The 24,444-nt window shown below is 45.7% G+C and carries 23 protein-coding genes and 2 pseudogenes; 18 read left to right on the top strand and 7 right to left on the bottom strand.

What is annotated here, in order from left to right:
• Positions 1 to 17: 17 nt before the first annotated feature.
• The 7 genes and pseudogenes from W234_RS0100225 to W234_RS0100255 all read right to left on the bottom strand — a co-directional run.
• A pseudogene (locus tag W234_RS0100225) lies at positions 18 to 401 on the bottom strand (transposase family protein); the annotation flags it as partial.
• Positions 402 to 409: 8 nt separating this feature from the next.
• Positions 410 to 850 carry a transposase family protein gene (locus W234_RS0100230; RefSeq protein WP_025643546.1) on the bottom strand — a complete coding sequence of 147 codons (441 nt, stop codon included), beginning with the start codon at positions 848 to 850 and terminating at the stop codon, positions 410 to 412.
• Positions 851 to 855: 5 nt separating this feature from the next.
• Positions 856 to 1,431 (bottom strand): PD-(D/E)XK nuclease family protein, encoded by a 576-nt coding sequence (locus W234_RS0100235; protein ID WP_025643626.1) that lies wholly within the window; start codon positions 1,429 to 1,431, stop codon positions 856 to 858.
• 211 nt (positions 1,432 to 1,642) lie between these two features.
• Positions 1,643 to 2,320 (bottom strand): hypothetical protein, encoded by a 678-nt coding sequence (locus tag W234_RS0100240; protein WP_025643628.1) that lies wholly within the window; start codon positions 2,318 to 2,320, stop codon positions 1,643 to 1,645.
• 26 nt (positions 2,321 to 2,346) lie between these two features.
• The gene (locus tag W234_RS0100245; RefSeq protein WP_025643631.1) at positions 2,347 to 3,438 is read right to left on the bottom strand and encodes a helix-turn-helix transcriptional regulator; all 1,092 of its coding nucleotides are present in this window, start codon (positions 3,436 to 3,438) and stop codon (positions 2,347 to 2,349) included.
• Between the two features lie 63 nt (positions 3,439 to 3,501).
• On the bottom strand, positions 3,502 to 4,371 hold the full coding sequence (locus W234_RS0100250; RefSeq protein WP_025643633.1) for a PP2C family protein-serine/threonine phosphatase: 870 nt from the start codon (positions 4,369 to 4,371) through the stop codon (positions 3,502 to 3,504).
• 114 nt (positions 4,372 to 4,485) lie between these two features.
• A complete protein-coding gene (locus W234_RS0100255) occupies positions 4,486 to 5,142 on the bottom strand; it encodes an IS1595 family transposase (RefSeq protein WP_025643635.1) in 657 nt (218 codons plus the stop codon).
• Positions 5,143 to 5,733: 591 nt separating this feature from the next.
• On the opposite strand from W234_RS0100255, the gene urtA reads away from it, so the two are divergent.
• From urtA to pxpA, 18 genes and pseudogenes are all read left to right on the top strand, one after another.
• Entirely contained in the window at positions 5,734 to 7,083 is a 1,350-nt protein-coding gene (urtA, locus tag W234_RS0100260; RefSeq protein ID WP_084212584.1) for an urea ABC transporter substrate-binding protein, read from the top strand.
• Between the two features lie 121 nt (positions 7,084 to 7,204).
• Positions 7,205 to 9,040, top strand: coding sequence for an urea ABC transporter permease subunit UrtB (urtB, locus tag W234_RS0100265; RefSeq protein ID WP_025643639.1), 1,836 nt, complete (start codon positions 7,205 to 7,207; stop codon positions 9,038 to 9,040).
• 10 nt (positions 9,041 to 9,050) lie between these two features.
• Positions 9,051 to 10,130, top strand: coding sequence for an urea ABC transporter permease subunit UrtC (gene urtC, locus W234_RS0100270; RefSeq protein WP_025643641.1), 1,080 nt, complete (start codon positions 9,051 to 9,053; stop codon positions 10,128 to 10,130).
• Positions 10,131 to 10,269: 139 nt separating this feature from the next.
• Positions 10,270 to 11,031: pseudogene (gene urtD, locus W234_RS0100275) on the top strand (urea ABC transporter ATP-binding protein UrtD); the annotation flags it as partial.
• Positions 11,032 to 11,077: 46 nt separating this feature from the next.
• Positions 11,078 to 11,776: an urea ABC transporter ATP-binding subunit UrtE gene (gene urtE, locus W234_RS0100280; RefSeq protein WP_025643645.1), complete on the top strand. Its 699-nt coding sequence runs from the start codon at positions 11,078 to 11,080 to the stop codon at positions 11,774 to 11,776.
• Between the two features lie 72 nt (positions 11,777 to 11,848).
• Positions 11,849 to 12,838 carry an urease accessory protein UreD gene (locus W234_RS0100285; protein WP_025643646.1) on the top strand — a complete coding sequence of 330 codons (990 nt, stop codon included), beginning with the start codon at positions 11,849 to 11,851 and terminating at the stop codon, positions 12,836 to 12,838.
• Between the two features lie 307 nt (positions 12,839 to 13,145).
• Positions 13,146 to 13,448, top strand: coding sequence for an urease subunit gamma (gene ureA / locus W234_RS0100290; RefSeq protein ID WP_025643648.1), 303 nt, complete (start codon positions 13,146 to 13,148; stop codon positions 13,446 to 13,448).
• Positions 13,449 to 13,480: 32 nt separating this feature from the next.
• Positions 13,481 to 15,625 (top strand): urease subunit alpha, encoded by a 2,145-nt coding sequence (gene ureC / locus W234_RS0100295; RefSeq protein ID WP_084212585.1) that lies wholly within the window; start codon positions 13,481 to 13,483, stop codon positions 15,623 to 15,625.
• A gap of 81 nt (positions 15,626 to 15,706) precedes the next feature.
• Positions 15,707 to 16,321, top strand: a complete 615-nt coding sequence (gene ureE, locus W234_RS0100300; protein WP_025643652.1) for an urease accessory protein UreE — start codon at positions 15,707 to 15,709, stop codon at positions 16,319 to 16,321.
• The gene (locus W234_RS0100305) at positions 16,314 to 17,150 is read left to right on the top strand and encodes an urease accessory protein UreF (RefSeq protein ID WP_025643654.1); all 837 of its coding nucleotides are present in this window, start codon (positions 16,314 to 16,316) and stop codon (positions 17,148 to 17,150) included. The genes ureE and W234_RS0100305 overlap by 8 nt, the downstream gene beginning before the upstream one ends.
• 85 nt (positions 17,151 to 17,235) lie before the next feature.
• The gene (gene ureG, locus W234_RS0100310; protein ID WP_025643656.1) at positions 17,236 to 17,889 is read left to right on the top strand and encodes an urease accessory protein UreG; all 654 of its coding nucleotides are present in this window, start codon (positions 17,236 to 17,238) and stop codon (positions 17,887 to 17,889) included.
• 176 nt (positions 17,890 to 18,065) lie between these two features.
• Entirely contained in the window at positions 18,066 to 18,779 is a 714-nt protein-coding gene (locus W234_RS0100315) for a HupE/UreJ family protein (RefSeq protein WP_025643658.1), read from the top strand.
• Positions 18,780 to 19,456: 677 nt separating this feature from the next.
• Positions 19,457 to 19,762, top strand: a complete 306-nt coding sequence (locus W234_RS0100325) for an IS630 transposase-related protein (protein WP_319802568.1) — start codon at positions 19,457 to 19,459, stop codon at positions 19,760 to 19,762.
• A 165-nt stretch (positions 19,763 to 19,927) separates the two neighbouring features.
• Positions 19,928 to 20,479 carry an acetyl-CoA carboxylase biotin carboxyl carrier protein gene (locus W234_RS0100330; protein WP_025643664.1) on the top strand — a complete coding sequence of 184 codons (552 nt, stop codon included), beginning with the start codon at positions 19,928 to 19,930 and terminating at the stop codon, positions 20,477 to 20,479.
• Between the two features lie 83 nt (positions 20,480 to 20,562).
• Positions 20,563 to 21,912 carry an acetyl-CoA carboxylase biotin carboxylase subunit gene (gene accC, locus W234_RS13540; RefSeq protein WP_037058509.1) on the top strand — a complete coding sequence of 450 codons (1,350 nt, stop codon included), beginning with the start codon at positions 20,563 to 20,565 and terminating at the stop codon, positions 21,910 to 21,912.
• Between the two features lie 123 nt (positions 21,913 to 22,035).
• Positions 22,036 to 22,731: a 5-oxoprolinase subunit PxpB gene (pxpB, locus tag W234_RS0100340; protein ID WP_025643666.1), complete on the top strand. Its 696-nt coding sequence runs from the start codon at positions 22,036 to 22,038 to the stop codon at positions 22,729 to 22,731.
• 47 nt (positions 22,732 to 22,778) lie between these two features.
• Complete coding sequence (locus W234_RS0100345) at positions 22,779 to 23,702, top strand: biotin-dependent carboxyltransferase family protein (protein WP_037058511.1); 924 nt, start codon at positions 22,779 to 22,781, stop codon at positions 23,700 to 23,702.
• Complete coding sequence (gene pxpA, locus W234_RS0100350; protein WP_025643670.1) at positions 23,692 to 24,426, top strand: 5-oxoprolinase subunit PxpA; 735 nt, start codon at positions 23,692 to 23,694, stop codon at positions 24,424 to 24,426. Before W234_RS0100345 ends, pxpA begins: the two co-directional genes overlap by 11 nt.
• Positions 24,427 to 24,444 lie beyond the last annotated feature (18 nt).

The following is a 24,444-nucleotide window of genomic DNA, read 5'->3' on the forward strand; positions in this document are numbered from 1 at the left end:
TAGACCTCTTGCAAAAGTCATAATTTAAGCTCGGAATTAATGATACCAGCAAACAGCTTCATTCTAAGATCATAGCGCTGACGACGGTTGCGATATTTATGAGCCACGATTTTAAACAACTTGATTAAGCCTATTTTGTGCTCAACCACAATACGGAACTTTGCCAGATAGTGATTGGCCTGTTTGCATATCTCTAATAACTGACCACCACGAGGTTTCTTAAATGGCGTGAAAGTTTGCTCATGTAACTTTGCTAACCCTTGATAACCACTATCGGCTAGTAGCTTGGCGTCACAAGGTAACCAGTCAGGACAAGTATCTTTATACAGCTTAAAATCGTGGATTGACCCTTTACAGGTTTGCACATCAAGTATCAAACCAGTTTGCCAATGAACGATAACCTGCGCTTTTAAGGTGTGTTGTTTTTTCTTACCGCTGTAGTAGTCTCTTTGGTTTTTTTTGGACGCTCAATAGGGGTTTCGGTAGCATCAACAATGACGACTGACCAATTGATGTCGTCATCGACACGACTAGGCAGCTTTTTAGGTAATTCAAACTTGCCAGAGTCAATCAGTGTGTCTTCTACTTTACGAATGATACGGCTAGCAGAAGACTCATGAATACCAAAGTCCATACTGATATGATAAAGCGTGCGGTATTCACGCCAATAAGTCAGGGCTAGTAGTATCTGCTCCTTAAGACTGAGCACACTTGGTCTACCTGATTTGGTCTTAGATGCTTCATGCTCTTGCATGGCATCAAGCATGTCATAAAAGGTGGCTTTATGAATGCCAGTGTAGCGTTTAAAACCAGCGTCACTTTGTTTGAGTAGCTTATCTATGTTTGGCATGGTTCTTAGACAACGATGAATGTTCTTCTTATTTTAATTCCCTCTGCTACTTTTGCAAGAGGTCTACTATATTCATCTGGAGTTTCACTGTTTTCGTTAAGATAAACAATATGCCACTGCGTAAGCCTTCTATTTTTAAGCTCTTGAGCATAATCTTTTATTTGCTCAAACTGATCTGTTGCGTAAGGCTTATTTTCAATACAAATGCCGTAGCTGTCATCTCCTACCCGGCATTGTAGATAAATATCCATACGCCGAGAGGTCTCACTTACCCGCGTTGTCTCTTCTATAATGACCTTAGTTTGTTCAATGTGCTCTACAAACGATTGCCAATGAGCATCTTTATATATACTAGGTAAGCAATACTGAATAAATAAACGTAAAAAATCAGCTTTTTGAGCGTGGCCACCTTGTGGGTTGAGCAGGTCAGCGAGTATTCGGCTAAGCCCTAATTCATCCGTATTTATATAGTCAAAAGTGTTGAAGTTTGGCGCAAGCTGTCGACTATAGAGTGCTTGCGCGGTTTGTAGCGCTCTTACCTTTTGACTAACCTCATCAATCAAACCTTGTACTGCGCTCATATTTATACCTCCTATTAAGACTTGTTAAATCATATCTATTAAAACTACGATCCACTGATATTTTGATGTTTTAGCTATATAGGTATCATTATTACCTGCAAAAGACTGATCTAGTAATTGCTCAAGCAAACTATTATTCCCTACTAGTAAAGCAAATAATATCAATCTACAAATATTCTCATGCTTGCTCTAGTCTATACTTAGTGCCTCGCTAACCTGCCACATATATCGCCTCTAACTTATAGTAGTTAGGCTTATCAGTGACTCTTGAGCCGTGAAACACTTCTGCATCATCAGAAATTCGGCTATCAATAATATCTGGTACACCAGAAAATTCATCCTGTGATATCTTATGACCACTTTCCATATTAAGTACCATAGACTTAATATTAAGACTTTTAGGAATTTGTTTTAGCAGTTGATTAACGGCATATTCCAGTAGTTTTGCGCTTGGCATGCCCGTCACCTTAGTCTGTACATATCTGGCAGCTTTGTCAGCTTCCCAGGGTTTTTTAATATCTCTATAATCAATGGCTATAAAACCTTGATACGGTAATACTGATTGAAAAACGCTTACCACTTGCTCGACTTCATCGGCTGTGCAAATAATCATACGATCTATAATCTCGAACTTCTCAATCTGCTGATCTGTGGTTTGTATAGCAAATAATGTGCCGAGTTCTGCTTGTTGTTTTAACGCTAGTAATGACTCCTCATCCCAGCCGTCTTCGATAACAATTAACCCAACCTCAGATAAAACGGATATCTCTTCATGCGGCTTGTATAGCGCGGTAAAGGTTACTCGCTTTTTCTGAAGCTTGTTATCAGCTTCTTGAGCAATATTATTTGTTAGAGACTCACTACAGTTAGAAGTACTATTTGCTGTCATATCTGGTTCCTTATTAAATAACTCTATTAATCATTGTTGTAAAGCGCTATCCCACTTTCTAGGCGCTCTAAAATAACCTCTTTTAACTGAGCAGGCTCAATCACCACTGCCAATTGCGACATGCTCACTAACCAATCTTGCAAACGCTGCGTATTAGCAACCGTTGCGCGCACTTCATTCCAAGTGTCATCGATAACCGTAATCGTTTGAGTAGATGATAACGGCCGCTCATAGAGGTGCTGACAGGCATATTTCTGCACTTTTAAAACCAAATTGATTTCAATATTTTCACCAAACTCTAGCTTACCTAGCTTCTGCAAACTTTCTAATGTAAAAACGTCACGCCCTACCCAGTCAGGTATTCGCCTGTCTATGACTACTGCCTCGGTAATGCGATTGACTGCAAAGTTACGGTGCGCCTTCAACAAGACATTGTCATCAATATGATCCTCTACCGGATAAAAGCCAGTCAGGTACATCATGTTATCGATAAAGACCAAACCACGCGGATAGATTCGTTTTTCACTCACGCTATCGTCCCATTTTTTTTGATAGCTGATTTGCAGTTGACGGTTTTGTAATAACGCCTGATGGATGCTAGCCAGCACCCCACTATCAAGCTTTGGTGCTTGTACGATACTCGACAGGGTAATGAGATGATCTTGCCACTGCCCCAGCTTGCTTTGATTGAAGCTGGTCTTATCTTGACGATCTAACTGGTTCAACTTATCGCTAATACTTTGCTTAAAAGACGTTGGTAAATAGTTTGCCGTATATTTATCAAGCATCTGCCAAAAGAACACCGTTTGCTCATTAATGACATCGATACTAAAGCTTGGCTCAATATAAAACCGTGCCGTTTGTCCGCTAATATTCTGACCCCACACTGGCTCTCTGACCAAAGCCTGACTATAAAAAATATCGTTAAATATTTGATTGAGACGACTCAGATCGTTTTCTAAGTTTTTACGCTCATTTGCGTAGCGTTCAGGATTATCGCCATAGACACTCATTAACTCTGTTAGGGACATTGCGTTGGCTTTATCCCGCGGCAGAAATTGATAGAGCGCAAATAGGCGTTCTGACTTGTTATAAGTTGCTATTGAGTGATTAAGCATAACAAACTCGCTCTATTGCAGAATGGGCAAATAACTAATAAACAACGTGTTTCCTATCAGTATCTAGTCAAACCGTACCACAATAGCTGTGCCATTATCATAAGCATTGCCATCCGAGTCGTATACTTGCTGCATAAGCTTCTGTAGCCATCCTTGTAAATCCGTTTGATTATCGATAAGTGACCACTCGTAGCACGATACTAAATCATGAATACCGTCAGTACAAATGACAAGGCTATCACCTGCTTGCACTGTGATTGTTCGCTTGTCGCTCTTTGGCGGCTCGCTACTTGGATCATCGCTATCTACTGCTAGTGCAAAGCATTCGGTAATGCTATATAAGCTGCCTGCCATATCTGTGCGATTGTACTCATCAAAATTGACTTGACGACCTTCTGTACGGGCTTGCTCATCGACTAGCTCATTTAATAAGTTATGATCGCGAGTTAAGCACTGCCACTCTTTCGCCTCTTTGCCCAGCTTGTATACACGACTATCACCGACATGGGTAATATCTATATTAATTGATTTATTGTCGTCTAGTGTCCCGACGATCATAGCGAGGGTTGCCGCAGCGCCATAGCGTTTTTTGGTATGTTTGGTTTGGCTCAGTTGTTTATAGATATGATCTGAGGTCATGCTTTGGACGTTTGCTTGTTTGTCATCCCATAGCGCTTTAATTGCTTTGACCACTGCCTTTGAGCAGTGCTGCGACTGATTAGAGCTGGCAACGCCATCCGATACCGCAAGACAAAATGGCGCTTGCACTGACGTCACTGCCATCACCCCTAAGTCCTCTTGATACCAGTGATCTAAAAAGAAAAACGCATCTTGTTGTAATCCATTACTAGCATTACCTTGAAAAGTAATGGCACAGGCTTTAGCTATGAATTGAGTAGGATTTGAATCGTTATTGTTCTGAAAAATCGTCATGACAGCTTGCCTATATTATTCTTTATAGACAAGTATAGCGAACAACCTAGTGTTTTATTTTCTAGGTTGATACATAGATTGATTAATTAATTTTGGGGCTGTAGTAGATAAGGATTAAATATCACACCATTTTCTCAAGGTTTTCAGCTGATTAGATGGTGAACCATAGTTAAATCTAAACTCACACTCTTTTAAAAATAAATGGAAGTTCTTCTTATCGATCCCATTATACTTTCTTAGAGTTCGTTTAGACTGATTCCAGAAGTTCTCAATGCCATTGATGTGATTGTTTTTACCGCAAGTGAACTCTATAGAGTGATTGACTCTGAAATGTTTAAACTCGCTCACATCTAATGCGTTGTAACTTCGATAGCTATCCGTATAAACAAAGCTGTCAGGCTTGATTTTACGCTTAATAACAGGCATTAGGGTAGTCTGTTTGGTGTCTGCTACGACAATGGTATACACCTTACCGTTTCGTTTTAGAATACCAAATATGGCGGTTTTGCCAGCAGCCCCGCGACCTCTTTTGCTTTTGCGTACGCCGCCAAAGTAACTTTCATCTAATTCGACCTCACCATCAAAAAGTTCATCAGTTTCTAATGAGAGATGGTAATCTATGACAAGTCTTATTTTATGATAAAAAAGTGCAGCAGTGTTAGGCTGAATATTGAGCAAATCTGCGGCTGTTCTAGCAGTCACTTCAGCTGTGAAAAACTCTAACAGTCGTCTCTGTGCTTTTTTACTGAGTTTACAACGGGTTATCTTCATAGAAGTAGTCTAGCATAGTGCTTATCTACTACAGCCCCTTTAACTATTATCGACAACTATGACATGAAGAAAAATTTATTAAAGCAGGTTGCTTGTGATATAACAACTAATATTGAGAGGATGGTGAGTTTATAACGCTATATAAGTTGTTAAATTTGTTGTTCAAAATAAAAGCTCTTAATGATTACCCCTTATACGCCTTGAGCTATAAGGGTTTTTTATTGCCGAATTACAATTAACTGAACCTGTCAACAGCGCTTCTTTACCAACTTAAACCTTCTATTTTGATATTTAGACTTATCAAGACAGTAGAACTCCTTACCCCTCCAACACATTTGTTCTGCCCAGTTTTAGCCCCTTAAGGAAACAATGGCTTTTATTCACAAGTATTCATAAACCATCGTGGTGCATAGGAGCCTATAGGTCTATTTTGGTGCAAAAAAAGAAGGCTTCTTACTCAATAAAGAACCACAGTGGTGCAATTTTCTATATTTTTGGCTGGCATAGATATTGAAGTAATAAAAATAGTAAAACAGTCAAAGCCATTGATTGACTCACCTTGTTGCTATTTTACTCTTTTTGGAGAAGTTTATGTCTTTATTGCCGACCCTTGCTACCGCTACCACACTGAATAGCGCCCCTCGTACCGACTTACGATTGACCTCACGCTTATCTATAGTGGCGCTTGCCGTTGTAGGTAGTTTGAGCCTTGCTGGCTGTCAAAAGCCAGCCGAGACGAGCTCGGAGACGACAGCTAGCGATACCACCACTCAAAGCGCAGCGGCGGCTAATGGCGATACTATTAAAGTCGGTATTTTGCACTCTTTATCAGGGACGATGGCCATCTCTGAAACCTCGCTAAAGGACACCGCGCTAATGACGATTGAGGAGATTAATGCCAACGGCGGGGTACTCGGCAAGCAGTTAGAGCCTGTCGTCGTTGACCCTGCCTCTGACTGGCCGTTATTTGCTGAAAAAGCGCGCCAGCTCCTCACACAAGATGAAGTAGATGTCATCTTTGGGGGCTGGACCTCAGTGTCGCGTAAGTCGGTATTGCCCGTTGTTGAAGAGCTCAATGGCTTGATGTTTTATCCGGTGCAGTACGAAGGTCAAGAGCAGTCCGAAAATATCTTTTATACTGGTGCTGCGCCCAATCAGCAAGCTATTCCTGCCGTTGAATACTTGATGAGTCCTGAAGGTGGTAGCGCTGAGCGCTTTGTATTATTAGGCACAGATTATGTCTATCCTCGTACCACCAACCAGATACTACGCGCTTTTTTACAGTCTAAAGGCGTTGCCGATAGCGACATTATGGAAGAGTACACGCCATTTGGCTTTAGCAATTATCAAACCATTGTCTCTAATATCAAAAACTTCGCCACGGGCAAAAAGACAGCAGTCATATCGACCATCAACGGCGACTCCAACGTGCCTTTTTATCGCGAGCTTGGTAATCAAGGTATTGACGCCGCTGATATTCCAGTCATGGCATTCTCAGTTGGTGAAGAGGAGCTACGCGGTATCGATACTAGCGCGCTGCAAGGGCACTTAGCGGCATGGAACTACTTTATGTCGGTCAAAAACCCAACCAATAACAACTTTACCAAAAAGTACAAGCAGTATGCGCTCGATAACAACTTACCCAATGCCGAGAATGTCGTCACTAACGACCCTATGGAGGCCACCTACGTCGGTATCAATATGTGGAAGCAGGCGGTGGAGGACGCGGGTAGCACAGATGTGGACAAAGTCCGTATCAGTATGGGCGGTCAGACTTTTGCTGCTCCTTCAGGCTATACGCTAAAGATGGATGCAGAGAACCATCACTTGTGGAAACCGGTCATGATCGGTCAGATTCGCCCCGATGGTCAATTTGATGTGGTCTATAAGACACCCGAGGTTATCCAAGCTTCACCGTGGAGCCAATACATTCCTAAGTAAGGATTATCCTAAGCTTTACTTTCTTATTGGTATCAATATCAGCAAACCTTGATAGTCCCGCCAAGCTATAGGCTAGCTTGGCAGGGTTGGAGGAGTGTTGATTATAAAAAAGGATTCCACTATGTCGCCTTATCCCTCTTTTATATATGCTTTTATATATGACGCGCAGGCTAGCGGCTTTAACAAGGCCTTTAGTGCTGTTAGTCTTAGTCTATCATTTGTGCTTCTTTGCTTAGCATTTATGCTCGCTTTAACCCCGCTTCCCGCTTCGGCTGACGACACCGCAGTAGATAGTCATTCTCCTGCCAATACAGTAGCGACCACCTCTAATCTTGCCAGCGATGATAAGAGTTTGCTTACGCAAAATGCGCAGTCTTTGACTACGCCTGCCGCGCTTACCAGTCCAGTTACCAGTCCAGTTACCAGTCCAATTAACAATCAGGGCGATGCCATTGAGCAGTTTGTGGCTGCAGACTTTAGTCAGCGCCAAGCGATGCTGGGTCAGTGGCCAGGCTCCGCTGAGAGTCTCGATACGTTAGTTGAGCTGATTGATAATGATGAGCTGTATCAAGGCAACGGTGGGCAAACTTATTTGCTAAACGCTGATGACGAGCTGTTTACCTATCCTGATAGAGATCTGACGGACGAATGGCCAAGCGATCTGGCGCAAGTAACATTGACTAATGCCCTGCGCTCCGCACTGGTGTTTGGGCAAGCAAAAGTGAAGCTGGATTCAGACGATCCGGCGCAGCGCTTGCAAGCGGTGAGTATCCTTGCTGATAACATCGAACAAATAGATCCTGCAATCGTCAGCGCAGCAGCCGTGCGCGAAGATGACGCGGAGGTGAGCGCCGCGCTTAGTACCTTGCAGGCGAGGCTAAATTTTCGCGATGGCGATGTGGCTACCCAAATCGCCGCGCTTGACGTGCTCGCTGACAGCGATAGCCCGCAGGTGTTAATCGATGTCAAACAGGCGTTGGCAAACGACAATCTTGATCCTAATCTTGAGACGGCGTTGCTGGCGGCTGAAGCAAGTATTGAGCAGCGCATCTCGATCAGCACATGGTCGGGGCATCTGTTCACCGGTCTTAGTACCGCCAGTATCTTACTACTAGCAGCGCTAGGGCTTGCAATTACCTTTGGGCTGCTTGGCGTCATCAATATGGCACATGGCGAGCTGATTATGATTGGCGCGTACGCCACTTATGTGGTGCAAAACCTATTTCAAGCCTATCTGCCTGAGATGGCAAGCTGGTACTTACTCGCCGCGATACCCAGTGCGTTTTTGGTTAGCGCTGTGATCGGTATGGTCATCGAGCGTATCGTGATCCGTCCGCTCTATGGGCGTGAGCTTGAGACCCTACTGGCGACGTTTGGTATCAGTTTAATTTTGATGCAGCTGATACGCATGGTGTTTGGCGCGCAAAACGTTGAGGTCAGCAATGTCTCATGGCTTAGCGGCGCGTATCAAGTGTCTGCAAGCCTTGCCCTTCCCTATAACCGCATCGCTATCATCGGCTTTACGGTCATTATTCTGCTGCTATTGGTGTATTTACTTAACAAAACGCGCTTTGGGCTATTTGTACGCGCGGTAACGCAAAATCGGCAGATGGCACGCGCGGTTGGTATCTCCTCTGCGCGCATCGATATGCTGGCCTTTGGGCTTGGCTCGGGGCTGGCAGGATTGGCAGGCTGCGCACTCGCGCAAGTCGGCAACGTCGGACCCAGCTTAGGTCAGACGTATATCATCGACGCGTTCTTAGTTGTCGTCGTCGGCGGTGTCGGTCAAGTATGGGGCGCAGTACTCGCCTCTTTAGGTTTAGGCGTCAGTGGTACGGTGCTTGAGATTGGTATTGGCGCGGTGCTCGCCAAAATTGTATTACTGGTTCTTGTGATTCTGTTTATTCAGAAGCGGCCACAAGGTTTATTTGCACTAAAAGGCCGTTTTGTTGATTAAGGAGAAGGCTATGAGAATCATCACATTATTATCTGATACCCCGCGCAGCGCTGTATTTATCGGCTTATGCTTTTTGCTATTACTTATCGTACCGTGGCTGCATCTGCTGCCTATCACCTCTCCTTTTCACCTCTCCGCTTACTGGATTACCCTTATTGGTAAGATTATGGCGCTAGCGATGGTGGCGCTGGCCCTAGATTTAGTCTGGGGGTACGCGGGTATTTTGAGCTTAGGGCATGGGCTGTACTTTGCGCTTGGCGGTTATGCCTTTGGTATGTACCTCACGCGCGAGACCGCAGGCGACGGTATCCCTGATTTTATGCGCTTTTTGAGCTGGACTGAGCTGCCGTGGTATTGGGCAGGGACGCAGCACTTTTGGTGGGCGAGCGCTTTGGTGCTATTGGTGCCAGGTATCGTTGCCTTTATCTTTGGCTTCTTTGCTTTTCGCTCAAAAATAAAAGGCGTGTACTTCTCGATTATTACCCAAGCTATGACGTACGCGGCGGCCTTACTGTTCTTTCGTAATGAGACAGGCTTTGGTGGCAACAATGGTTTTACCGGTTTTACCACTCTTTTGGGCTACGACATTACTGCCGCCTCCACGCGCGCTACCTTGTGCTTTGTGACCGCACTGGCACTACTGCTATCTTATGCTGGCCTGCGTTATTTGATGGGTCAGCCTTACGGGCGCGTGCTTGGCGCTATTCGCGATAGTGAAAACCGCTTGCAGTACTTAGGGTATCGCACGCTTTGGTACAAGCTATCGGCATGGGTGCTATCAGCGGTTATCGCTGGTATCGCAGGGGCGCTGTACGTCCCGCAAGTGGGCATCATTAATCCTGGCGAGATGAACCCGATTAACTCCATTGAGATGGCCGTGTGGGTCGCTGCTGGTGGCCGCGGTAATCTTATCGGTGCCATCTTAGGCGCAGGCGTAGTCAACGCGCTCAAGACTTACTTTACCGTCGCCTACCCTGAGGTCTGGCTATTAATACTTGGCAGTCTGTTCGTCGTTGTCACCCTATTTTTACCAAACGGCATTATTGGTCTGCTTGGACGCTTTAAAAAGGAAAAATCTGATGCTCAATAATCATTTATCAACATCGCTTGTCTCTAAGCTGTCTAGCAATTTACCTAATAAAGCGCCTAAGAGGTCGCTAGCTATGACAGCTCAGGCGCTTGATGAATACGACTACAATGACGACCACAGCGACGGTTTGAGTCACCCTAAGACTCGCGGCGCAGACTTTAGCCACGGTATTGCGCTCTATTTAGAGGAAGTGAGCGTCTGGTTTGACTCATTTCGGGCGCTGAACAACTTGTCCTTGTACATCGAAGAAGGAGAGCTGCGCTGTATTATCGGTCCTAATGGCGCGGGCAAAACAACCTTGATGGATGTGATAACCGGTAAAACCCGTCCTACCGAAGGTAGCGTGTTCTTTGGGCAAACCTATAATCTGGCGACTATGTCAACAGAACAAATCGCAGAATCGGGTATCGGGCGCAAGTTTCAAAAACCGACGGTGTTTGAGAACTTTAGCGTGCTCGATAATTTACTGCTTGCCGCGCCCAAGGACAAACGCGTAATGGGCAGTTTGCGCCGTAGGCTTGATGCCGATACTCGAAACACACTTGAGGCGACTCTTGAGCAGATTCGCTTGACAGACAAAACCCGCCTGCCCGCAGGCCTCCTCTCGCATGGGCAAAAGCAGTGGTTGGAGATTGGTATGCTGCTGATGCAAAGTCCTAAGCTTATCTTGCTCGATGAGCCAGTCGCTGGTATGACGGACGCTGAAACCGAGCACACCGCTGAGCTATGTCTGCGCCTCAAACAAAATCATACCTTAATCGTCGTCGAGCACGATATGAGCTTTATTGATACCATTAGTGAAAAGGTCACGGTACTTGCCCAAGGGGCTATTTTAGCCGAAGGTACTTTAGCTGAGGTGCAAGAAAATGAGGCGGTCATTGAGTCCTATCTTGGACGCTAACGGCTTGACTTTTACTGCTTAAAACCATTTAAACATAGGAGCCTCTATGCTAGACGTTAAGGCAATCAATCAGTACTACGGCGGCAGTCATATTTTGCGTGACGTGTCATTTACTGCGCCGGTTGGCGAGTGCAGTGTAATACTCGGGCGTAACGGCGTTGGCAAAACCACTTTGCTTAAATGTCTGATGGGCATACTCCCAATCAAGTCAGGACAGGTTGTCCTCGATGGTACAGACATCAGTAAGCTCACTCCTGAGCAGCGCGTGCGCGCCGGACTCGCTTACGTGCCCCAAGGGCGCGATATATTCTCAACACTGACGGTAGAGGAAAATATTTTGATCGGTATGGCCAAGTTCTCCCGCAGCAAAGCGGGGCGCGTTCCCAAACACTTATACGACATCTTTCCGGTACTCGATGAGATGAAGCACCGGCGCGGCGGCGATCTGTCAGGAGGTCAGCAGCAGCAGTTGGCAATCGCACGCGCACTGGCCTCAGAGCCGCGCGTGCTGGTACTCGATGAGCCTACCGAAGGCATCCAGCCCTCAATTATCAAGGATATCGGACGGGTCATTAAGGATTTAGGCTATCAAGGGGATATGGCGATTGTACTGGTTGAGCAGTTCTATGAATTTGCAGAGGAGCTGGCGGATAACTACACTGTGCTCTCACGCGGACAAGTGGTCGCTCAGGGCGCAGGAGAGGATATGGCAAACAACCGCATTCAAGAATTGGTAGCCATCTAAAAGCATACTTTTTCAAGAATGCTTTTAAAAGAGCTTTTTTAATAGCATACGTCTCAAAAGGAACATTTTATTTTGACTTGGCAATCTACGCTACATCTTTATTTTGACCATACAGCTGACGCGGCAAAAACTCGGCTGTATCACCGTGCCCATACTGGGGCACTGATGGTACAACGCGCACTGTATCCTGAGCCTGATCACCAAGCAGGGATTTGTCATATCTATGTGTTATATCCTCCCGCTGGTATCGCGGATGATGACCGCTTAACACTGGAGTACAAGCTAGAGGCCAATAGTCACGCGGTGATTACTACCCCAGGCGCGGGCAAATGGTACGGGCAACGACAGGCGCAGCGCCAAGCGCATTATGGCGAAGCACAAAAATGTAGCAAACCAAGTCAGCCTATAGACAGCAGTAGCAGCACTTTGCTTGATAAGCGCTTATTAAGCGCTACGGTTGAGGCCGTACAACATATCAGCGCCTACCTCGATGACCACGCTATCCTTGAGTGGCTGCCCCAAGAGAGCATTTATTACGATCACTCTGTCTCTAACGCTACTAACCGCTTTTATTTAACCCAAACCGCCAGTTTGCTCACTTGGGATATCGCCGTGTTTGGTCGTCAAGCGTACCGAGAGACTTTTGCTCATGGTCACTATGCCAATCGTTTAGAGATATGGCGAGATAACGTGTTATTGGTCAAAGAGCATACCGCGCAGCAGGCCGATACCCGCTGGTTTACCTCAGCACTCGGGCTAAATAATCAGCACGTGCATGGCTCGTTTTGGGCCATACCCAGCATTGATACCATTGAAGCAGAGCTACAAAACAACCCATTAAAGCTGGGACAGTATTTAGATGAGACGATCAGCGAGATACGCAGTCTTACCGATAAACAGTCGCTACCCATTTATTGTACGCACAACTATCAAGGGATCAATTGTCGCTACCTAGGGTCTGATGTACGAGCTTGTTTTGAAGCCTTTTACCAAGCCCGCGAGCTTATCAGGCGCAAATGGTATGCGCTTGAGCCGCATCGACCAAGGATTTGGGACACTTAGTTTTTAATTCTGACCTATTCTAAAGCGATAGCTTTTGACAATAGACTCTATTGATCAACAGCGATGTGACTAGGGCGTGTCCCTATTTTAAAAATGGTGATAAAAATGAGATAAATTAAAGGCAAACAAGGAAAATAGCGCAGGTAATATCAAGATATTGACCAGCTACTTGACACCGTTTGCCAAAGATTTAGCCATTTTTAGCCCATTTAGTCATAAACGCTTGAATTAGGGACACGCCCTAATGTGTTAAGTAAATAAACAAATAATATGACCACTCATTATTAAGGCTATTAAGGATAATCCGATGCAACTAACCCCTACCGAAAAAGACAAACTCATGCTATTTACCGCCGGCATGGTCGCTGAACGTCGTAAAGAGCGCGGCGTCAAGCTCAACTATCCAGAAGCCATCGCTTATATCAGTATGCTGCTTATGGAAGGCGCCCGCGATGGCAAAACCGTAGCGCAGCTAATGAGTGAAGGCGCGACTTATCTCTCAACTGATGATGTCATGGACGGTATTGCTGAGATGATTCACGATGTACAAGTCGAAGCCACCTTCCCTGATGGCACCAAACTTGTGACCGTACACAACCCTATTGTCTAGTAAGACCTATAGAACAATGAAGGATGACAAAAATGAGCAAAAATAAAAAGATAAAAGCAGGCGAATATAGAATCAAAGCAGGTGATATGGCCCTAAATGCAGGTCGCTGCGTGCAAAGCGTAGAGGTCGTCAATACAGGTGACCGTCCCATTCAGATCGGCTCGCATTATCACTTCTTTGAGGTCAACGAGGCATTAAGCTTTGATCGAGAACCCACGCTTGGCTACCGTCTCAACATCGTACCCGGAACTGCGGTACGCTTTGAGCCGGGGCAAGCGCGCGAAGTAGAGCTGGTTGCCATCGCAGGTCGTCAGCACATCTATGGTTTTGCAGGTAAAGTGATGGGAGCGGCCGATATCAAGAGCACGCCACACACCTCGCAAAAACGCGTGGATAGACGCATCCATGCCGAGCACTTTGGCCCGACCACAGGCGACAAAGTGCGCTTGGCCGATACCGACTTATGGCTTGAAGTGGAGTATGATTTGACCAGCCACATCGACCAGCGTCCTAATACGTGTAGCGTCAGTATCGGTGAGGAGGTGAAGTTTGGCGGCGGCAAGGTCATCCGTGATGGCATGGGCCAATCACAGCTGCTTGGTAGTCAAGTAGCCGACACCATTATCACCAATGCTTTGATTGTTGACTATACCGGTATTTATAAGGCCGACGTGGCTATCAAAGAGGGTCGCATTAGCGGTATTGGCAAAGCCGGCAACCCTGATATTCAGCCCAATGTGACTCTGCCGATTGGCGCAGCGACTGAGATTATCGCTGGAGAAGGCAAAATCCTAACCGCTGGTGGTATTGACAGTCACATTCACTTTATTGCTCCCCAGCAATGTGAAACGGCCTTGATGTCTGGAGTCACCACCATGCTTGGCGGCGGTACTGGGCCTGCCGAAGGCACTCTAGCCACCACTTGTACGCCAGGCGCTTATCATATTCAAAGTATGCTAAAAGCCAGCGATGCTATTCCTATGAACATTGGGCTGCTTGGTAAAGGTAACGTTAGCTTACCTGAGCCTATTATCGAACAAGTTGCAGCGGGAGCTATCGGTCTAAAACTGCATGAAGACTGGGGCTCAACACCGCAGGCTATTGATAATTGCTTGAGTGTGGCTGAAGAGTACGATGTGCAAGTCGCTATCCATACCGATACGTTAAATGAAAGTGGCTATTTGCATAGCACGTTAGCTGCCTTTAAAGAGCGCTGCATCCATACCTTTCACACCGAAGGCGCAGGCGGTGGTCATGCGCCAGATATCCTAAAGGCCATTGGTGAGCCTAATGTCTTGCCGTCATCAACCAATCCGACGCGTCCCTTTACGGTCAATACCATCGATGAACACCTCGACATGCTTATGGTCTGTCACCACTTAAGCCCAGCCATCGCCGAGGATGTGGCTTTTGCTGAGAGTCGTATCCGCCGCGAGACTATTGCTGCTGAGGACATTTTGCAAGATATGGGCGCCATCTCCATGATGAGCAGCGACTCGCAAGCGATGGGGCGCGTAGGAGAGGTCATTATTCGCACGTGGCAGACCGCTGATAAAATGAAAACGCAGCGTGGTCACTTAGCACCTGACCAAACGGCCAAAACGGAGCAGTCCTCAGAACATATCACCTTAAGTCATACCGACTTTGATAGCGGTAATGATAACTTTCGTATCAAACGCTACCTCTCTAAATACACCATCAATCCCGCTATTACCCACGGTATCAGCGATGAGGTCGGCTCTATTGAAGTTGGCAAATGGGCGGATCTGATTTTATGGTCACCCGCGTTTTTTGGGGTAAAACCGGACAACATTATCAAAGGCGGGTTGATAGCTGCCGCGCCTATGGGCGACCCTAACGCCTCCATTGCTACCCCGCAGCCTGTCCACTATCGCCCTATGTTTGGCAGCTTCCCTAAAACGGTAGCGCAAACTTGTATCACCTTTATGTCGCGTACTGCCTTAGAGAAAGGTGTTGATAAGCAGTTGGGACTAAATAAAGTCATTAAAGCAGTACACAACATTCGTCAAATGCGAAAACAAGATATGAAATTTAACAGCTACTGCCCGATTATGGAAGTCAATCCAGAGACTTATGAGGTGCATGCTGATGGGGAGCTGTTGACCTGTGAGCCTGCTGACTATTTACCAATGGCTCAGCGTTACTTTTTATTCTAAAGGGCTTTTATAGTAATGCTAACTCAGCTCACTAGACATCAACCCTCTATTCCCCTATTTGAACGGACGATAAAGCAATTTATGAAAATATATACACAGCGTCTCGACCCAGCAGCGCTTAGCGCCAAGCAGCAAGCCGTTATTGATGATCAAAAACAGGCACAGCACTTTTTATATCTCGATTTCGATACCCGTCAGCGTAGCCGCTTTAAAGCGCAAACGCAGCAGCAACAAGCCGTCGGTATTGACCTACCGCGCACAGAAACCATCAAAAATGGCAGTGTGCTGGCTAATAATCAAGGCGAATTGATACAGGTGATGGCCGCTAAGCAAGCGTTAATCAAAGTCACCGCTGATAATAGCTTCGATCTTATGAGGGGCGCTTATCATCTAGGTAACCGTCACGTGCCTTTAATGATTACCCCTGACGCCCTGTACTTTGAGCCTGACCACGTGTTAGAGGCGATGCTGGGTCAGCTTGGCCTACATACTCAAGCGGTACAAGCAGCGTTTGAACCAGAAACGGGAGCCTATAAAGGTGAGCATGGGGGACACGCTCACGGTCATGCGCATAGCCATACTGATAGCCATGGACACAGTCACGCTCATCACAGCCATGCTTATGCATATGCTCATACTCACAGCGCTCAAAGCGATAACGGACATTCGCATAGCGATGGCAACGCTTATGACTAATCATGATACGCCCTTAGCGCAATCGAGCGCAAACGCGGTAGACGCAATAGACGCGATAACTGCGCTAAACTCTATAGATATAGACGTCACCGGACGTTTGCTTATGCTGGCGTCAAGTAACCTGCCGATCGGTAGTTACACCTATTCACAAGGTATAGAACCTGCTATTGAGTCTGGGCTTATTTGTGACGAGGCCAGTGGCTTGGAGTTTATGAGCGACTATCTAGCACTGGCATTATGTCGTTACGAGCTACCGCTATTGGCGCTTATGATGGCAGCGCTTATGAGTGATGATAACGCCCTTACTGATGCTTTAGGTGCCGATTACCACGCCAGCCGCGAAAGCAAAGAGTTTGTCTATGAGTCGAGCCAACTGGCACTGTCTTTATCGGCTTGGCTTGGTGATGTGCTTGAGCTTGACGTGCCTGATCGTCTGCTTGCTCATGGGTTTTTACCCTTATTTGCGCATATCAGCTCGTATTGGCAACTTGAGCCTGCGCAAGCTATGACTACCTATGCTTTTGGGCAAATTGAGAACATGGTGCTGGCGGCGGTCAAGACTGTACCACTTGGACAAATGGCAGGTCAGCGTATCATCTGGCAGTTGCAGCAGTTATTAAGTGAGCGCATACCGCCCTTAGCGGCTAGCGTTCAGCAAAGCTTTTTGCAGGTGCAAAAACTATCGTTAGCGGCTAACAGCCTAGAGGAGACTAGCATCTTAAAGCTAAACCTGCTTTATCAAGAGCTGCATATGTCAGCTAACTTGCCGAATTTAGCGATACTGTCATGTCAGCATGAAAGACAATATAGCCGTTTGTTTCGCTCTTGAGTGCTAACCCACACTATTTCACTTAAACACTATTTATTTGTACCAAACTTTTAATTACTCACGACTTTATTGAGGATATTTATTTATGGCACTTACACCCAAAGCCGACCATACCCATTCAGAGACTAGCTTATCTCCTCTACGTTTAGGTATTGGCGGTCCCGTTGGCTCAGGAAAAACCGCACTCACGCTAAGATTGTGTCAACGCTTGCGTGATGACGTCAATATGGCAGTGGTGACCAACGACATTTATACCAAAGAAGACTCTGAATTCTTAACGCGTCACGAGGCCATGCCAGCCGAGCGTATTCGCGGTGTCGAAACGGGCGGCTGTCCGCATACTGCTATCCGTGAGGATGCCTCCATCAATTTATCTGCCATCGCTGAACTACAACACCAATTTGCAGGGCTTGAGCTTATTATTATCGAATCTGGCGGCGATAATTTGGCGGCGACCTTTAGCCCTGAATTATCTGATTTAACCCTATATGTCATCGACGTCTCAGCAGGCGATAAAATCCCTCGTAAAGGCGGACCTGGCATTATGAAATCTGACTTACTTATTATCAATAAAACCGACCTTGCCCCCTTAGTAGGCGCCTCACTTGAGGTGATGGCGCGCGATGCCAAAAAGATGCGCGGCGATAAGCCCGTGGTCTTTAGTAACATGAAAACCGGCGAAGGTCTCGATGATATCGTTACCTTTATCCTAGATAAAGGCATGATTAGCGCGGCATAAGGTGCTGCGTATAAATAGATGTTCTACAAACCCCTGACTATAGTCAATCAATATTAAAAGTGGTACAAGGCAGACGAGTGCAAGTACTACAGTAGTAGGCAAAACGAGTCTAACGCTGTAACACTTTAATAGTGGTTCGACTATATATCGACTTATTAAACCATTAAGGACACATCATGAGCACACAAGCTTCAAAAACCATGACTAAAAATAAGACAGCTAAAAATCTAATCGATAAGGCGGCAATGACTCGCACTCTAGCACTGTCATCTTTGTTAACGGGACTGCCAACACTAGTATTTGCTCACCCTGGGCATGGGGTGATGACAGCTGATGGAGCCTTTGGCAACTCAGTACTGTCAGGTATCATGCACCCTTTGACGGGGCTGGATCATCTTGTACTAGCGCTCGGTATGGGTATGCTCTTGACGCAAATGCACAGCTTTAAAAAAGGCTTTGTGTCTTTGAGCTTAGGTTTAGTGGCAGGTTTTGCCCTAAGCTTAAATATGAGCTTAAACAGTACGTTTATTGAGTCCGGCATTGTACTGTCTATCGTCTTACTCACCATGGCACTGATGAGCCGCTACTTTAATATCAGGCTTAATAATAACGGCATTAATCAAAGCAATGAAGCGTCGGTAAAAACGTGGCATAACTTAGCCATCGCAGGCTTTGCTGCACTCGCTATGCTCCATGGGGCAGCGCACGCTATCGAAGTGCCCGCTAACAGTAGCACAACAGGCTTTTTCATCGGTATGATTATTGCCATGCTTGGTCTGTATACTGTGGGTAGAGGCGTTGCCACTTACCTAAATACTCACTTGCAAGACAGCCTGATGATCCAGCGTGTACTGGCGGTGGTTGGTCTATGCGGCGTGTTGTTTATTTAGTTTTATAAGACATTAGCAGTTTTGTTAAACACTTTGCTAAGTATAGACGATTGTCTTTGCCAACTATCAATCAAAATAGAAAAGCGTTTAACTCTATACTTCTCGGAATACACGCAGGTAATGCTAGCTAAAAATTTTTAGGTTTCCAGTATAGTTGAATCACTATAAAACCGATACAATGCTGCTGGGATGCTTGCTTTTAAAATATGGGTTGCGCAGCCTCTGGCTGCGACGACACAGCACGCAAGTAAAATTTATAGCACTGGTAATATTAGGGCGTGTTTGCGCCGCTATAATAAGACCTTCACCAAATATAAATAACATATCGGACTGCTGCTTGGTATTTTCCGCGCTTACCTGTTCATACTTCTCGAATAACCATTATCTCACCTCAGTGTTGTGCTACTTGGCTATATGATTAGCCTACTTCTTATCACACGCAAAATTAGTTGACCACTATTTTACAATAGTTTAGGCAAGGACAGACAGTATCCAACTTATTGGTGGTAATTAGCCATTTTTAACGAAGAAAAGCCTTTATGATTTACTAACTAAACACTGTCTCAATTACTCTACAAATCATCAGTTTCGACCATAGCAATAGATGCTTATTGTTGTATAGTCACCTGACCACAAAAGTGTTATACAATAAATCAACTAAACGATTACCAGTATAAATGACCATGACTTACTCTCTAGATTATCGCAAACAAGTTTTAAAAAGCTTAGATGAGGGCATGACCTTTGCCGAAGCTGCTGTTTTCTATGATATTAGTCCAACGACCATACAGAAGTGGAAAAAGCGTCTTCACAGTAAAACCACTCGAGACATCACTCCTTACAAAATAGAGGATGAAGTCTTAGCTCAAGACGTCAAAGACCACCCTGACGATTATCACTATGAGCGAGCCCAGCGTTTTAATTGTAGCCCAACAGGCATCAGCAAAGCCTTAAAGCGTATTGTTGCTAATAACTCAATATGAGTATCTTAGTGACTTATACATTGTAAGCCCATTAATTTTAGCAACGACTTACTAAGCGCAATATTTTATTACTTTATGAATAGTTACAAATGACTTAGTATAAACAGTAATGGACTATTATCTGCCTTTTACTTTAATAAAACGGCAAAGAATATGGATGAAAATATGAATATCAATTTTAACGATGTAGAAAGGCTCATTAACATTGCTGAACGTGCCAACATTGATTCCCTAGAAGTCGTTGACGGCAGTAAGCGTATCTCTATCATTTGTCAGCCTCCTTTTAATCAAAGCGGTAATCAAATTAATCAAAGCAGCAATCAAGACCGTAGTCATATCAATAGTAGAAACAGTTTTACTAGCACAGATCATACCTCTACAAACTCCTTTACAAACCCTAATGGCAATTCTTCTGCGCAAGATATCGACTCTGCTGGCGCTGCTAAAGATAAACCAACTACAGAAACAGCCAGCGAAAACAACCAAATCACCGCTCCGATGCTCGGCACCTTTTATCGCCGCTCTGACCCGAGCGCCGATGTCTTTGTAAGCGTTGGCGATAGCGTGGTAGCAGGTGATACGTTATGCGTAATAGAAGCGATGAAAATCATGCATGAAGTCAAAGCCGATCGCGCCGGCAGTATTGAAGAGATTTTGGTCGAAGACGGTGATGTGGTTGAATTTGACCAAGCGCTGTTTATGATTAGTCCTAGCTAGGATATATTAGCTGGATTAGATATTGCCTATATTACTAACCGTATTTAAGCCATCAAATGGACTATATTTGCAAGGACAGCTTCATGTTTAAAAAAATTCTTATCGCCAACCGTGGCGAGATTGCGTTACGTATCATCCGTGCCTGCAAACAGCTGGGCATCACCTCCATCATCGTCTACTCCAAAGCCGATAAAGACTCGCTGCCCGTAAAACTTGCCGATGAAAAGATCTGTATCGGTCCTGCCCTTGCTACCAAAAGCTACCTAAACCAAGAAGCGATCATCTCCGCTGCCGAAGTTATGGGCGCTGAGGCCATTCATCCGGGTTATGGGTTTTTGGCAGAAAATGCCGCTTTTGCTGAGCGTGTCGCCCAAGCTGGATTAACCTTTATTGGTCCAACCTCAGACAACATAAAAAGCATGGGCGATAAGGTTGCGGCAAAAAAACAAATGCTAGAGGCTGGCGTCCCTTGTGTGCCCGGCTCTAATGGCGCACTGCCAAGCGACAAAGAAGCCGCGCTTAAAATCGCTAGAGAAGTCGGTTATCCGGTGATTATTAAAGCGGCAAGTGGCGGCGGCGGGCGCGGTATGCGCGTGGTTGAGAGTGAAGAGAACCTGATAAACGCCATTTCAATGACCCAAGCGGAAGCCAAAACCAATTTTGGCGACTCCGTGGTTTATCTAGAGCGCTATCTACAAGCGCCGCGTCATGTCGAGATTCAAGTCCTTGCTGATACCCATGGCAACGCCATTCATTTAGGCGAGCGCGATTGCTCGATGCAGCGCCGTCATCAAAAAGTGATTGAAGAAGCCCCTGCTCCCGGCATTAGCGCTGAACAACGCGTACAAATCGGTGAACGCTGCGCGCTGGCTTGTCAAAAGATGAATTATATTGGCGCAGGGACGTTTGAGTTTTTATATGAAAACGGCGAGTTTTTCTTTATTGAGATGAATACCCGTATCCAAGTTGAGCATACCATTACTGAGCTGGTGACTGGTATCGATATCGTGCAAGAGCAGATATTGGTAGCAGCAGGCCAGCCTTTGAGCTATACGCAACAAGACGTCAGAATTAACGGTCATGCGTTTGAATGCCGAATCAATGCTGAAAACCCTTATACCTTTATGCCCAGCCCCGGACATATCGATTATTGTCACCTGCCAGCAGGATTTGGCATTCGCGTCGATAGCCATATCGAATCGGGCTATACCGTCCCGCCCTCTTATGATAGCTTAATTGCCAAAATCTGCGTCTATGCGCCAACGCGAGAGCAAGCTATCGACAAGATGCAAGCGGCGCTATCAGAAGCTGAGATACAAGGTATTGATACTAATATTGCCTTGCACCAAAAACTATTTGCTGATCCCGAATTTAACAAAGGCCAAGTAAGTATTCATTATCTATCGCAGTGGATCGCTGAGAATATTGAGTAAAAAGTAATTGAGTAAAAAGCATTATCAAAGACAACTGACATATTTTTTATCATGTGCAGCATTTTTAAATGGTCTTAACTAAAACTAGAATGTAGAAACAAGAACCAAAAGGAATCGCGATCTATGGCTACTCAAGACGCAACCGTTACAGAAACCACAGTATCTGAGCCGCCGCAGTGGCAGCTGTGTAGCGAAACCAATTTGGTGTTATTTTTTCCTAAGCCGACCACGCTTGCCAAGCAGCAACAGTGCTGGGCGCTGGCAGATAGCGTGCAACAGTTGCCAGAGGTGAGCGAGGTAGTCATCGGTATGAATACGCTGAGCGTGTTTACCAGCCCTTTAACTTATAAACAGCTTCAAAACCTGCAACAAACGCTCACCGAATTAAGCGCCAACCCCGAGCAAAAGCAGATTCAAGGTAAGCATGTCGAGATTCCTGTACATTACGGCGGCAAGTATGGCCCTGATCTAAAATCTATGGCCGCTGAATTAGGCTTATCTGTTGAAGAGGTCGTCGAGAAGCATACGGCAGCGACGTATACGGTGTACTTCATTGGATTTCAGCCCGGCTTTCCCTACCTTGGTGGCTTAGCGGAAGCGCTTTACTTCCCAAGACATACCAATCCGCGCACCAAAGTTCCAGCAGGTTCGGTCGGTATTGGCGGCGAGCAAACGGGTATCTACCCTTTTGCTTCTCCGGGCGGTTGGCAGCTACTCGGACAAACAGAAACCAAGTTATTTGATTTATCCAAGGAGTCGCCTACGCTATTAAGCGCCGGTGATACGCTTAAATTTAGCGCTATTGATATTTATGAGTGATGAATAATCTCAAAACAACAAATTAACGATAAAAATAGGCGGTAGTGATGAAAGTTTTAGCCTGCAATGCCCTTGCTAGTATCCAAGACCTCGGTAGATTTGGCTATCGTAGTACGGGCGTGCAACGAGGTGGCGTGATGGATCGCTGGGCCTTTGCAGCCGGTAACGCTTTAATCAAAAATGCATTAAACGAGCCGGCTTTAGAGATCACATTAGGCGGCTTGACGCTAAAATTTACTAAAGACACTGCTTTTTGTATCACAGGCGCTTTATACGAAGCTTCTTTAGATGATAAGCGTATCCCTTGCTATTGGCGCATCAATGCCAAAGCCGGACAGATATTAAAACTAGTCCGCCCCCTAAAAGGCATGTATAGCTACCTTTGTGTCCATGGCGGCTTTGCTGTCGAGCCAATTTTAAATTCTTCTAGCACCAATGATAAAGCAGGTTTTGGCGGCTTTAAAGGTCGATTCATTCAAGAAAACGATGTCATTAAATTAAACACCTCTTCCCAATTATCCAACATAGGCGTTGCCGCCTTACCCGATACTCGTATCATTCGAGTCGTCAAAAACAGCGAATACGACTCCTTTACTAGTGCCTCGCAAAAGCTATTTTTTAAGCAGCGCTGGAAGATAGAAACAAGTAGTAACCGTATGGGTTACCGGTTTAAAGGCGAACAAGCACTTGAGCTTAACGCGCCGCTACAAATGAGCTCGCACGGCGTCGATATCGGTATGATTCAAGTCCCGCCGCAAGGACAGCCTATCGCTCTGATGGCTGACGCGCAAACCACAGGCGGTTATCCCAAAATCGCCAGCGTCATCGACGCCGATATTGGCCTACTGGCGCAAATTCGATATGGTAAGGAGTGTCAGTTCGAGCTTTTGACCATAAAAGACGCTTTAGTGCAGCGCCAAAACAGAGAACGTTATATCGCACGTATCAAGGAGTACGCTCATGAAAATTGATCTAAACGCTGATGTCGCCGAAGGCTGCGGCCAAGATGCTAAACTACTTACTATAGTCAGCTCTGCCAATGTCAGCTGTGGTCTGCACGCCGGCTCCTATGCCGAGATGCTCGCCACCCTCAAGCTGGCAAAACAACATAACGTGCGCGTCGGCGCGCATCCGGGGCTTGATGACAAAGAAAACTTTGGCCGGGTGCAGCAAGACTTAGACGAAGATGGCTACCGTGCCCTTATCAGCTACCAGCTTGGGGCTACCAAAGCGGTATGCGATATGGTCGGCGTCACGCTTGATTACGTCAAACCGCACGGCGCGCTATACAACCAAGCTGCGGTTGATAAAGACTTAGCAGATATCGTGGTCAGTGAGATTAAACGCTTTGACCCTAGTCTTAAAATCATGGGCCTATCAGGCGGTCATTTAGTTAAAGCCGCCAAAGCGCACGATATGCAAGTGATCTCTGAGGTATTCGCCGATAGAAACTATGAAAATGACGGCTCGCTAGTATCACGCACCAAGGACAACGCGTTGATCACCGATCCTAAAGAGGCCAGCCGGCACGCGCTTGAGATGATTACCGAGGGGGTAGTGACCAGTGTTGACGGCAAAAAAGTCCCGGTCGAGGCGCAAAGCATCTGTCTGCACGGTGATAGCGAACATGCGGTAGCCTTTGCTAAAAGTATCAAAGAGCAGCTGCAGCAGCAAGGTATTGAGATATCGGCATAGATAGTAAATAATAGATAG

The sequence above is a fragment of the Psychrobacter sp. TB15 genome, assembly GCF_000511655.1.
Classification (GTDB): domain Bacteria; phylum Pseudomonadota; class Gammaproteobacteria; order Pseudomonadales; family Moraxellaceae; genus Psychrobacter; species Psychrobacter submarinus.